Source organism: Methylophilaceae bacterium (assembly GCA_018398995.1).
Classification (GTDB): domain Bacteria; phylum Pseudomonadota; class Gammaproteobacteria; order Burkholderiales; family Methylophilaceae.
On the sequence record CP073759.1, the window covers coordinates 973,085 to 984,410 of the forward strand.

At 42.9% G+C, this 11,326-nt stretch carries 13 protein-coding genes; 9 read left to right on the top strand and 4 right to left on the bottom strand.

Annotated elements, in window-relative coordinates:
* Nucleotides 1-16: 16 nt before the first annotated feature.
* A complete protein-coding gene (locus tag KFB94_05065) occupies nucleotides 17-691 on the bottom strand; it encodes a hypothetical protein (GenBank protein ID QVL46458.1) in 675 nt (224 codons plus the stop codon).
* Nucleotides 692-824: 133 nt separating this feature from the next.
* Between KFB94_05065 and hemC the strand changes: the two genes are divergently transcribed.
* From hemC to KFB94_05080, 3 genes are all read left to right on the top strand, one after another.
* On the top strand, nucleotides 825-1,775 hold the full coding sequence (gene hemC, locus KFB94_05070) for a hydroxymethylbilane synthase (protein ID QVL46459.1): 951 nt from the start codon (nucleotides 825-827) through the stop codon (nucleotides 1,773-1,775).
* Nucleotides 1,775-2,536 (top strand): uroporphyrinogen-III synthase, encoded by a 762-nt coding sequence (locus tag KFB94_05075; GenBank protein ID QVL46460.1) that lies wholly within the window; start codon nucleotides 1,775-1,777, stop codon nucleotides 2,534-2,536. The genes hemC and KFB94_05075 overlap by 1 nt, the downstream gene beginning before the upstream one ends.
* A 186-nt stretch (nucleotides 2,537-2,722) precedes the next feature.
* Nucleotides 2,723-3,343 carry an FKBP-type peptidyl-prolyl cis-trans isomerase gene (locus KFB94_05080; GenBank protein QVL46461.1) on the top strand — a complete coding sequence of 207 codons (621 nt, stop codon included), beginning with the start codon at nucleotides 2,723-2,725 and terminating at the stop codon, nucleotides 3,341-3,343.
* Nucleotides 3,344-4,175: 832 nt separating this feature from the next.
* Here KFB94_05080 and KFB94_05085 read toward each other — a convergent pair.
* The 3 genes from KFB94_05085 to KFB94_05095 are packed head-to-tail and all read right to left on the bottom strand — an operon-like array spanning nucleotide 4,176 to nucleotide 6,018.
* A complete protein-coding gene (locus KFB94_05085) occupies nucleotides 4,176-4,430 on the bottom strand; it encodes a hypothetical protein (protein ID QVL46462.1) in 255 nt (84 codons plus the stop codon).
* A gap of 53 nt (nucleotides 4,431-4,483) precedes the next feature.
* Entirely contained in the window at nucleotides 4,484-5,485 is a 1,002-nt protein-coding gene (locus KFB94_05090; protein QVL46463.1) for a CDP-6-deoxy-delta-3,4-glucoseen reductase, read from the bottom strand.
* Between the two features lie 23 nt (nucleotides 5,486-5,508).
* Nucleotides 5,509-6,018 (bottom strand): FxsA family protein, encoded by a 510-nt coding sequence (locus KFB94_05095; GenBank protein ID QVL46464.1) that lies wholly within the window; start codon nucleotides 6,016-6,018, stop codon nucleotides 5,509-5,511.
* A gap of 40 nt (nucleotides 6,019-6,058) precedes the next feature.
* Here KFB94_05095 and KFB94_05100 point away from each other — a divergent pair, with 40 nt between their 5' ends.
* The 6 genes from KFB94_05100 to accC all read left to right on the top strand — a co-directional run bounded on the left by KFB94_05100 (nucleotide 6,059) and on the right by accC (nucleotide 11,326).
* On the top strand, nucleotides 6,059-6,436 hold the full coding sequence (locus KFB94_05100; GenBank protein ID QVL46465.1) for a divalent-cation tolerance protein CutA: 378 nt from the start codon (nucleotides 6,059-6,061) through the stop codon (nucleotides 6,434-6,436).
* 2 nt (nucleotides 6,437-6,438) lie between these two features.
* Nucleotides 6,439-8,322, top strand: coding sequence for a protein-disulfide reductase DsbD (gene dsbD / locus KFB94_05105; GenBank protein QVL46466.1), 1,884 nt, complete (start codon nucleotides 6,439-6,441; stop codon nucleotides 8,320-8,322).
* Between the two features lie 29 nt (nucleotides 8,323-8,351).
* Nucleotides 8,352-8,882 carry a TlpA family protein disulfide reductase gene (locus KFB94_05110; GenBank protein ID QVL46467.1) on the top strand — a complete coding sequence of 177 codons (531 nt, stop codon included), beginning with the start codon at nucleotides 8,352-8,354 and terminating at the stop codon, nucleotides 8,880-8,882.
* Nucleotides 8,883-9,039: 157 nt separating this feature from the next.
* Nucleotides 9,040-9,489: a type II 3-dehydroquinate dehydratase gene (gene aroQ, locus KFB94_05115; protein QVL46468.1), complete on the top strand. Its 450-nt coding sequence runs from the start codon at nucleotides 9,040-9,042 to the stop codon at nucleotides 9,487-9,489.
* Nucleotides 9,490-9,517: 28 nt separating this feature from the next.
* Nucleotides 9,518-9,973 carry an acetyl-CoA carboxylase biotin carboxyl carrier protein gene (locus KFB94_05120; protein QVL46469.1) on the top strand — a complete coding sequence of 152 codons (456 nt, stop codon included), beginning with the start codon at nucleotides 9,518-9,520 and terminating at the stop codon, nucleotides 9,971-9,973.
* Between the two features lie 3 nt (nucleotides 9,974-9,976).
* Nucleotides 9,977-11,326 carry an acetyl-CoA carboxylase biotin carboxylase subunit gene (gene accC, locus KFB94_05125; protein QVL46470.1) on the top strand — a complete coding sequence of 450 codons (1,350 nt, stop codon included), beginning with the start codon at nucleotides 9,977-9,979 and terminating at the stop codon, nucleotides 11,324-11,326.

The following is an 11,326-nucleotide window of genomic DNA, read 5'->3' on the forward strand; positions in this document are numbered from 1 at the left end:
CACACGACGCTGGCATTTATTTTTTGTTTTTGTTACTTAATTCTTCTATTACTTTAGCAGCGCGGTCTCTACCACCCAAACCAAACGCTAAAGCCAAGGCCAAGAATATTGCACCAAACACAATCACAAATAATGAGTTAATTAGTTGCACCCCAATACCTAATTGCTCTAAAGCAATAAATAGTGCCAAAATTTGAATACCATATTCAACGGTGGTACTGACCACTAAAGCGCGTTCAAACTTAATGCTGTGCAACCAAGCAAACACTAATCGATTGATAAAACGTGCTAACAAGGTACCAAATATCATCACTAAAATGGCTAAAATAATGCGCGGCAAATAAGCAGCCAAGTCATGTAGCAATTGTGCAACTTCGCTTAATCCCAGCATATTAGCGCCTGTAATCACAAACATAATAATGACTAACCAATACACCACTTGGCTAATAATGCCACTGAGTGTGACGTTGACATCACCACTGTTCATAAACGCTTCTAACCCAGATTTTTGCGCAAAGTTGTCGAACTTAACCAGCTCTAATATGTGCTTTACTGCAGTTCTAACTAGTTTTGCGATCATCCAACCAAAAAACAAAATCACAATAACTGCCAGCAATTTAGGCACAAAATTAACTAACTGCACCCAAAATTGATTTAATGAAGCAAGAAAAACGTCTAATTGATATTGCATAAAAATCTCCCAAATTTAAGCCTGAGCACCGCTTCAATAGCGGTTAACCAACTCAGTAATCCATTAGCTTACCCTAAAAATCACTATTTCTTATAGCACTTTATACGCTTGCGCCTATGCTAAAATCCTGTCTATGAACAATACACGCTTACCCGATCCAACAAAATTAGTCATTGCTTCGCGCGAAAGCGCGCTTGCCATGTGGCAAGCCAAGCATATTCAAGCCAGATTACAATCTTTATACCCAACTTGTGATGTGCAAATTGTAGGCATGACCACAACAGGCGATCAAATTTTAGATAAGCCGCTTGCTACTATTGGCGGAAAAGGTTTATTTATCAAAGAGTTGGAAAATGCTTTGCTAGATGGCAGTGCCGATTTAGCTGTACACAGTATGAAAGATGTACCCATGAATATGCCAGAAGGTTTTGCGCTGGTGGCAACAGGCGAGCGAGAGAATCCGCACGATGCGTTTGTGTCAAATGATTATGATGGCCTAGCCGATTTGCCCAATGGCAGTATTGTTGGCACCTCTAGTTTACGGCGTCAAAGCCAAATTCAAGCACGATTTCCGCATTTAAAAATCGAATCATTACGTGGCAATGTGCAAACACGTTTACGTAAATTAGATGAGGGTCAATACGCGGCGATTATATTGGCAGCGGCTGGTTTAATACGGCTTGAATTGGGCGATAGAATTCGCAGTCTCATCTCAGCTGAAGACAGCATTCCTGCTGTGGGCCAAGGCGCTTTAGGCATAGAAATCCGATCGGACCGAACGGATTTGATAGAGGTTCTTGCACCACTTAATCATCTTGATACTGCGCAATGTGTTGCAGCCGAGCGCGGTTTTAGCCGCACATTAGCGGGCAGTTGTACCGTACCATTAGGCGCGTTTGCTACCAAACAAGGCAACACCATCAGCATCACGGGTTTTGTTGCCAGCGTTGATGGCAAACAAATGTTACGTGAAACCATGACAGGTGATGCAAATGATGCAGAGCCAATTGGCAAGGCATTAGCTGCAAAATTAATCAGTCTAGGGGCAGATAAAATCTTAGCTGAATTGGATGGCGTTAAGTAATGGGCGCAACGCCAGAATTGGCACTGGCTAATATCGGGGTTGCCATAACACGCCCAATTGACCAAGCTAAAAAGCTGACTCAACTCATCCAAACGGCAGGTGGCCATGTGATTGCGTTTCCACTGATTGCGATTGCCGAATTAGATGACTACACACACTTTGAACAAGTGATTGCTGATATTAATACTTATGATTGGATAATATTTATCAGTAGCAACGCCGTGCAAAACAGTTTGCCAAGGCTCATTAAACAAGGCATTCCTCACCATCTGCAATTTGCGGCCATTGGCCCAACAACAGCGCAAAGCCTACAAGCGTTTGGTATTAATAAAGTGCTTATACCTCAAGGCCGCTTTGATAGTGAGTCTTTACTCTCCTTGCCACAAATGCAAACCATGCAAAGCAAAAAAATCATGATTGTTCGTGGCATTGGCGGGCGCGATGTATTGGCAAACACGCTAACTGAGCGTGGCGCGCAAGTCTCTTTTGCCGAGTGCTACCGACGCATTAATCCGCAAACCAACTGCCAATTACTCGCGCAAGCGTATGATGACGGCAAACTACAGGCCGTCGTCGTCACCAGCTCAGAAGCCATGCGCTACTTATTAGCCATGGCGGGCAAAGCGAATTGGTTAAAAAAAATCACTATCTATGTTAATCATGCAAGAGTGGCTGAACAGCCATTGCAAATGGGATTGCATGTCAAGATTGCGAGCGCACCAGGCGATGAAGCGATGCTAGCTGCATTAATCAACAGATAAGCCAAAACTAGAAACCTGAGCGTATAGCAAGTAAAATACTGTTTAGTTGATTCATTCCATCCTCAGCGACTGAACCCAAACCAAAAATTGGGACCGCAATCCAAACAAAAGCCGGTTGAAATCAATAAAGACATGATTCTGTTTTAACGCAATCTCTAGTTTAGAGACCAGAAAGAAAGAAGACCAATGACAAAAGAAGCACAATTAGAAACCTTGGATCAACGATTAAGTTATATTGTTGGTGAAAACATGGCCCATCAATTAAAAAATGATGGCATCGAATTAGATACCAATGCATTTGCAATGGCAGTAGCCGATGTGGTTGCGGGCAATCAGCCACGCTTATCAGAAGCAGAAAAGCGCAGTGCGATTGAAGAAATTCAAAAAGTAAGCGAAGAACGACAACAAGCCAAGCATGCAGCCAATATTGCAGAAGGCGCTGCTTATTTAGAAGCAAATAGCAAAAAAGACGGCGTCATCACCACTAATAGTGGCCTGCAATATAAATCCCTCGCGAGTGGCAATGGCCAAAAGCCAACAAAAAGCGATACGGTAAAAGTACATTACAAAGGCACACTCATTGATGGCACGCCATTTGATAGCTCATACGACCGCGGTGAACCCGCCGTATTCCCAGTTGGTGGCGTGATTGCTGGCTGGACAGAGGCACTACAATTAATGAGTGTTGGCGATAAATTTGAACTCACCATTCCATCAAACTTAGCTTACGGACCTAATGGTTCTGGTCAAGCGATTGGCCCAAATGCGACATTGGTGTTTGAGGTTGAATTGCTGGGTATTGAGTAAATAACTAATTAGTTTTATCGACTAAAAAGCCCTCGTTTGAGGGCTTTTTTACGTTTGGTGATGCTTCTTAGGAAAGTGATTATCTGTGACAAGTCGCTTTTGCGAGTTTTTGCTCTGCAAAATACCTGCTTAAACCATTTCGCGCGACGGCGACCCTATTTCTTTTGCTTAGCCAAAAGAAACAGGGGAAAGAAAAGGCTACCCCGTCACCACGACCGCAAGGGGCGTAAACCCAATCGAAGATTCATCATTGCATCACTGAATGACAACTTTCTAAGTTGGGTTTGACTTGCCTCCCCTTTATCAAGCTGAGTAGCGCAGACAAAATAAGATGAAGGCGAGGACCTGTTTGAGCACCGCGACAAGTCACGGTTTGTGTGGCTTGTTAGGGCGAGTTCCGTCTCAACTGACTTGCTGCTTTAGCAGCTAGCGAAGTTGGTGAAGCCCTCTACGGGTACAGCCGCTTATTTTGTTGAGCAACGCAAGGAACCCGCCTCAACCGACTTAATGCTTTAGCATTTAGCGAGATTGGGGATGCCCCGTGCGGGTATGGTTACTTTCTTTGGCACAAGCAAAAGAAAGTGACTAGCTGTCGGGCTACCCCCGACTTGGTTATTACCACAAAGAAGCTTCATACGGCGCAATGCTTTGCAGTTATTGCGACCTATTTGGCTTTTTTCTCAGGCCCTAAAAGAACATTTTGCATATCTTTTGTTTTAACACCTAGCTCACTTCCAGAATCCGCTCTCATTATTGAAACCATGTCAGTTCATGAAGTACGTTGCTCTACTGTATTCATAGTTGCACCTAATTCTTCGAATTTGGAGAAAGCCTAAATTGCTTCTTTTGAACCATATAGGCATATTCTAGCCTTGGTGTCGCCAGTAAGTGCAAATAGCTCTTGTTTTTCCCTTGTGTTTTCTAATAAGCGAAACTGAGCCTGCTCGCAGACGCACTTGAGATAGTCCATGTAAGCTGTTGACCGTAGGTTCCTTTGATAACGCTGAGTTTCAATATGCCGAGTAAATATGTATTGAAGAGAGGCGCCAATAACTACTCCCAAGAAGGACAAAATTGCTGTTGTCATTATTTCCCCTTAACTTAAATCATACGCATAACTAAATAGGCATCACTAGCCTATCACTTAGGCGCAAAGGTAAACGCATCACTAAAAAACGCTTCTTCTTCCAATCCATGCACTGCAAACTGTTTCTGTGCATCGTCTACCATATTTGGCAAACCACATACATACACCTCATAACCACTTAAATTGGGGATATCCTCTGTAATCGCTTGTTGCACGTAACCTGTTCTACCCGCCCAATCAATAGGTGGTTTTGAAAGGACTGGGACGTAGGTGAACGTGGGCACATGTTGTTGCCAGCGTTTGCATAAATCATCCATATATAAATCAATTGGTTGGCGACCTCCCCAATACAAGGTCATCGGGCGTTGAATGTCGTTGTAAAGCATGTGTTCAATAATGGCTTTAATCGGTGCGAAGCCTGTGCCTGTGGCGGCGAAAATAATGGGTTTGTTTGATTCTTCTCTAAGATGAAAGCTGCCAAATGGCGCTTCTATGCGCATGATGGCTTTTTCTGCTAGCTCATTAAAGACATATTCAGTAAATTCACCACCTTTCACTAAACGTAAATGGAGTTCTAATCCGTAATCGGCGTGCGGTGCATTGGCAATAGAGAACGCGCGGCGTTTGCCATTTCTTAAAATAAATTCGATATATTGGCCTGGCTGAAATTGTAAGCGCTCACTGCTCGGTAGTTGCAAATGCAGCGCCATTACATCAGGCGCTAGTAATTCTTTTTTTGAGACTCTAGCGGGTAAGATGCGCGGTTTTATGCTTGCTTGCATCGATTCGCGTACGTTTATCACTAAGTCTTCTAATGGTCTTGCGCAACAAAATAATGCGTTGCCTTGTGCTAGCTCTGCCTCGGTCATGGCGCTGCCTTGATAGTCATCGTGCATGACTTTGCCTGAAATTAATTGACCTTTGCAAGAGCCGCAAGCGCCTGTGCGGCAGCCATAGGGTAAATTAATGCCGCTTTCAATGGCGGCTTCTAACACGGTTTGGCTTGGCTTGACTTCAAACACATGGCCGCTGGATTGTATAGTGACTTTTGCCATATTGAGTTCCTAAATTTGTTCGCTTATTTGTCCGTCTCTTTGTCGATAGAAATAATGGTTGCATCGGGCTTAGGTTCTTTTATTTCCTCGTATTCGCCCTCAATAATGTCATCATTGGCTGAGCGAGTATTGGTTTTTCGATAATGGCCTTCAAATCCATGATTGTCTGTTCCTGAACCGCCCGATTGATAACTGCCAGCATTGCTATCGATACGAGACTGTTGAATGGGGATGAGTAGGAGAATAACGGCAATAATATCGGTAATCACGCCCGGGATAACCAATAAAATCCCCGCTACTAAATTGCGGGCGCTACCCATAATCGTTTTAAAAGGATTGCCGCCTGTTTGTAAACTTTGCATCATTTTGGCAGACATCATTTGTCTTTCACCTTTAATGAGTTGTAAGCCAAGGTAGGTAATGACGACTAAGTATAATAGTAGCCACCAGCCATATTCGTCAGCCAATTCAAGTAGCAGATAAATCTCTGCTATGGGAAAAGACAGTAAAATGAGTAAGATAAATAAACGCATTCAGATCCTTAATAGATGAAAAGATTGATTACAATAAACAATGTCTAAACATCGTATTTCAAAACAGCCTATTGTAGACAAGAATAAAGGCAAAAAAAATAATAGCATAGTGGTGCTGGTACATGTGCCAGATTTAGATTGTGCTAAACATATTGCAAATGCACTGATTACCGCTAAACTAGCGGCCTGTGTCAATATTGGTGCAGCCTGTCAATCCGTTTATGAATGGCAAGGTACAATAGAAACACAAACTGAGTTTCCACTCGAGATTAAAACACATCAACGTTGCTATCAAGCAGTGGAAGCCCTTATTTTAGAGATGCACCCATACGAACTTCCTGGCATCATCGCACTCAATGTACATGGTGGTTATCATGCTTATTTACAATGGGTGAGTGCGCAACTTTCAATAGGATAACGATGTTAAGACGCTTTTCTGCTTTAGTAGTTTCTTTTAGTATGCTTTTGTTGGCAGTGATCCAGCTCGGCTTTGTTAGCAATAGCCATGCTGAAAGTGGCAGCGGCTTTAGTTTGTTTACTGATGATGCAGATGAAAAATTCTTGCATCCCGATGAAGCTTTTCAGCTGAATGTGACAGCCAACGATAGTCATACGCTAACAGCAAAATTTACCGTTACGCCGGGTTATTATCTTTATAAAGACCGCATTCAATTTGAAATTAAAGAGGCAACTTCAGGCACCATTAGCACGGTCAATTTGCCAGCAGGCGATATTAAAGACGACCCTAATTTTGGACGGCAGGAAGTGTATCACCATGATTTTGTTGCCACAATTAACATTAATAAGGCCGCGCAAAATGTCGTGATGCAAGCGCGTTTTCAGGGTTGTAGTGAGAAAGGACTTTGCTACGCGCCGCAGCTAAAAACGTTCAATATTGATTTATCTGAAGCGGTCATCAGCAGCCAGACTGCCAGCGTGCCAGTGAGCGAAGAAGATGAAGCCACCAGCTTATTAAAAAGCGGCAAACTATGGTTAATCGCCGCAGGGTTTTTCGGCTTTGGTTTACTGCTGTCATTTACCCCCTGCGTACTACCGATGATTCCTATTTTATCGGGCATTATTGTTGGTGATAAAAAATCGCATAAAAAAGAAACTAGTCGGCTACATAGCTTTAATCTTTCACTGGCTTACGTATTAGGTATTGCGCTCAGTTATACCATCGCCGGCATTGCCGCCGGCTTGTCAGGTCAACTACTCAGTAACGCATTACAAAGTGCATGGATGCTCACAGCGACTGCATTCATTTTTGTTATTTTGTCTTTTTCTATGTTTGGTTTTTATGAGTTACGTTTGCCAAGCGCAATCGAAGAGCGCATGGTGAAGACGTCAAATAAACTCAAAGGCGGCCAATTTCTAGGCGTATTTGTAATGGGTATTATTTCTGCCTTAATTGTTAGCCCATGCGTTGCCGCGCCATTAGCGGGTGCGTTAATTTACATTAGTCAAACACGCGATATTGTATTAGGCGGTGTGGCGTTATTTTCACTATCCATTGGTATGGGTGTGCCATTATTACTCATTGGTGCATCAGCTGGCCATGTGTTACCCAAAGCGGGCGTATGGATGACAGCGGTACGTAATTTGTTTGGTGTCATCATGCTAGCTGTTGCTATTTTTATCGTTTCACCCATTATTCCAACCAGTGTAGCCATGCTGTTATGGTCAGCTTTACTGATTATTCCTGCTATCTATTTACACGCATTGGATAGCTTACCGTTAGACAGCAATACTGGCAGATCACATCCCTGGATGCGTTTTTGGAAAGGGATTGGCATCATGCTGTTAATTCTTGGCATCGCGATGTTAATTGGCGCAGTGTCAGGCGCAAAATCACCTTTACAACCGCTTGCTGGTCTGAGCTTATCAAGCAATAAACCAGCCGAGTCACATTTACCCTTTATTCGTGTGAAGAATACCGCAGAGCTGGATGCACGCATCGATAACGCGCAGGGCAACATTGTCATGCTCGATTTTTATGCTGATTGGTGTACCGCTTGTAAAGAAATGGATTTATTAACGTTTAGCGATCCTGCGGTGCAAACAGCACTTAAAGATGCTGTATTATTACAAGCCGATGTGACAGCCAACACGCCAGAAGACTTGGCTTTATTACAACGGTTTAATTTGTTTGGCCCGCCGGGCATTATTTTCTTCAACCGTTCTGGGCAAGAAATTAAAACCATTCGTGTGATTGGCTATGAAGATGCCTCTCGATTTTTAGCCACTGTGCAACGCGTAAATGCGCTAAAAGCGGATGAATGTAACCCACTGATTACTTGTTAACCTGAATACATTTTAAGCCATCAATCATTATGCTAAACAAACTTATCTCACCTTTAAGCACTGCTGTTTTATTCGTAATCATCGCAGTAACTGGCTATTTTATCTCTGAAAAAATGGATATAAAGGAGGCCATGTCACCCACTGCCGAGCTGTTCGCTACCACGCTTCCTGACGAAAACGGCACGCCTCAGGCGCTAAACCAATGGCAAGGCAAAACCATTGTCCTTAACTTTTGGGCAACATGGTGTCCACCTTGCCGCGAAGAAATGCCAGAATTATCTGCACTCAATACCGAGTATCAAGATAAAAACGTGATTGTTATTGGTATTGCATTAGATGATGTGAAGTTGATTAAAACGTTTACTGAAGAACATCAGATAAGCTACCCATTGCTGGCAGCAGAAGATACGGGGGCTAATCTGGCATTTCAGCTAGGTAATAATAAAAGTGCACTACCTTATACAGTGATTATTAAACCCGATGGTACAATTGCTCAAACGTATTTTGGCCGCATTTCTAAAGCACTTTTGGAACAAGCATTGCTTCAATTACTGCCCTAACACTTCACTTTTTTATTCAACTGCTTAGCTTAATCTTCAAACGATAAACAGTACTTTAACTTCGCTCAAATGTTGTAAATAAGCTGGACAAAATGGCTTAACTTCGTCAAACTTGCGCATTATGATTAATATTCAACGAGTGGCCAGGTAATAGAAAATGGCAGCAAAATCAATTTTGGTAGTGCACGGCCCCAATCTAAACCTACTTGGTGTGCGTGAGCCTGAACACTATGGTCACACAACATTGGACAATATCAATGATCATCTCAAAGCAACAGCGCAAGCCGCAAATATTGCTCTAGAAACGTATCAAAGTAATGCAGAAGCTGATATTGTCACAAAAATTCAACAATTAGCCACCAAAAAGGTGGATTTCATTATTATCAACCCTGCTGCGTTTACGCATACGTCTGTTTCTATTCGAGATGCAATATCCGCTGTTAATATCCCATTTATTGAAGTCCATCTATCGAATGTGTTCACCCGCGAAAGTTTTAGACATCATTCTTATTTTAGCGATATAGCAGTAGGTGTCATTAGCGGCTTAGGCGCGGATGGCTATGATGCGGCACTACGTTTTGCGATTAATCGACTAAATAGCAAATGATAAAAATAAGTTTATTTGAGGAGTTACCATGGATTTACGTAAATTAAAGAAACTAATCGATTTGGTTGAAGAGTCAGGCATTTCTGAACTCGAACTTACCGAGGGAGAAGAAAAAGTTCGTATTAGCCGTGCAACACAACAATTTGCACCGCAGCCCATACAATACGCTGCACAACCTACACAACAACAAGTTGCAGCACCTGTGGCTGCTACATCAACCACTACAGAATCAGCGCCAGAAGCGATACAAGGTCACGTAGTAGAGTCACCGATGGTTGGCACTTTCTATCGCGCCTCTTCCCCTGAGGCAAAGGCATTTGTAGAAGTGGGCGATACAGTTGAAGTTGGCGATACGCTTTGTATTATCGAAGCCATGAAATTGCTGAATGAAATCGAGAGCGATAAAGCTGGTGTGGTGAAGAAAGTATTAATTGAAAATGGCCAGCCTGTTGAATATGGTGAGCCTTTGTTTGTGATTGGTTAATGTATGTTTGAAAAAATATTGATTGCAAATAGAGGTGAGATTGCACTGCGTGTGCAACGTGCCTGTCGAGAAATGGGAATTAAAACGGTCGCCGTGCATTCGGAAGCCGATAAAGAAGCAAAATATGTCAAACTAGCTGATGAGTCTGTCTGCATCGGACCTGCTGCTTCTAATTTAAGTTATTTAAATATTCCTGCTGTTATTAGCGCAGCAGAGGTGACTGACGCACAAGCCATTCATCCAGGCTACGGCTTTTTATCTGAAAATGCCGACTTTGCAGAGCGGGTAGAGCAAAGTGGATTTACCTTTATCGGACCCAAAGCCGAAACCATTCGACTGATGGGTGATAAAGTTTCTGCCAAAGATGCAATGAAAAGAGCGGGCATCCCTTGTGTACCCGGATCTGATGGCGAACTGTCTGATGATCCTGCTACGATTATAGCAACGGCAAAAAAAGTTGGTTATCCCGTTATTATTAAAGCAGCTGGTGGCGGTGGCGGTCGTGGTATGCGCGTTGTACACACTGAAGCAGCGCTTATTAATGCGGTTAATATGACAAAAGCAGAAGCACAAAGTGCTTTTGGCAATCCTGTTGTCTACATGGAAAAATATCTAGAAAATCCACGTCATATCGAGATTCAAGTACTTGCAGATAAATTTGGCAATGCTGTTTTCTTGGGTGACCGAGATTGCTCTATGCAACGTCGTCATCAAAAAATCATTGAAGAGGCGCCTTCGCCATTACTAGCCACGCGTTTGCGCGACAAAATTGGTGAGCGTTGCGCTGAAGCTTGTCGCAAAATTAAATATCATGGTGTCGGCACCTTTGAGTTTCTGTATGAAAACGGTGAGTTCTTTTTTATTGAGATGAATACCCGTTTACAGGTTGAGCATACCGTGACTGAAATGATCACTGGCATGGATTTAGTACAGCAACAAATTCTAGTCGCCTTTGGTGAAAAATTAACCATTCGTCAAAAAGATGTGCAACTAAATGGTCATTCGATTGAATGCCGGATTAACGCAGAAGATCCATATACTTTTGTGCCGTCACCTGGCAAAATTGATCGGTTCCATATGCCTGGCGGGCCTGGTGTGCGTATTGATACTCACGCTTATGGCGGTTACGTAGTTCCTCCCTATTACGATTCAATGATTTGCAAATTGATTACTCACGGCGCAACACGCGAACAAGCCATTGCCCGTATGCGTATTGCTCTATCTGAGATGTCTGTGCAGGGTATTAAAACCAATATTGCGTTACATTCAGACTTAATGGCAGATGCAGCTTTTCATTTAGGCGGCACCAGCATTCATTATCTTGAAGAGAAACTGGGTATTTCGAGCAAATAG

Bases quoted from the DNA above. Each gene is read 5' to 3' on its own strand.
- KFB94_05065 (QVL46458.1), bottom strand. From the start codon at position 691: ATGCAATATCAATTAGACGTTTTTCTTGCTTCATTAAATCAATTTTGG.
- hemC (QVL46459.1), top strand. From the start codon at position 825: ATGAACAATACACGCTTACCCGATCCAACAAAATTAGTCATTGCTTCG.
- KFB94_05075 (QVL46460.1), top strand. From the start codon at position 1,775: ATGGGCGCAACGCCAGAATTGGCACTGGCTAATATCGGGGTTGCCATA.
- KFB94_05080 (QVL46461.1), top strand. From the start codon at position 2,723: ATGACAAAAGAAGCACAATTAGAAACCTTGGATCAACGATTAAGTTAT.
- KFB94_05085 (QVL46462.1), bottom strand. From the start codon at position 4,430: ATGACAACAGCAATTTTGTCCTTCTTGGGAGTAGTTATTGGCGCCTCT.
- KFB94_05090 (QVL46463.1), bottom strand. From the start codon at position 5,485: ATGGCAAAAGTCACTATACAATCCAGCGGCCATGTGTTTGAAGTCAAG.
- KFB94_05095 (QVL46464.1), bottom strand. From the start codon at position 6,018: ATGCGTTTATTTATCTTACTCATTTTACTGTCTTTTCCCATAGCAGAG.
- KFB94_05100 (QVL46465.1), top strand. From the start codon at position 6,059: ATGTCTAAACATCGTATTTCAAAACAGCCTATTGTAGACAAGAATAAA.
- dsbD (QVL46466.1), top strand. From the start codon at position 6,439: ATGTTAAGACGCTTTTCTGCTTTAGTAGTTTCTTTTAGTATGCTTTTG.
- KFB94_05110 (QVL46467.1), top strand. From the start codon at position 8,352: ATGCTAAACAAACTTATCTCACCTTTAAGCACTGCTGTTTTATTCGTA.
- aroQ (QVL46468.1), top strand. From the start codon at position 9,040: ATGGCAGCAAAATCAATTTTGGTAGTGCACGGCCCCAATCTAAACCTA.
- KFB94_05120 (QVL46469.1), top strand. From the start codon at position 9,518: ATGGATTTACGTAAATTAAAGAAACTAATCGATTTGGTTGAAGAGTCA.
- accC (QVL46470.1), top strand. From the start codon at position 9,977: ATGTTTGAAAAAATATTGATTGCAAATAGAGGTGAGATTGCACTGCGT.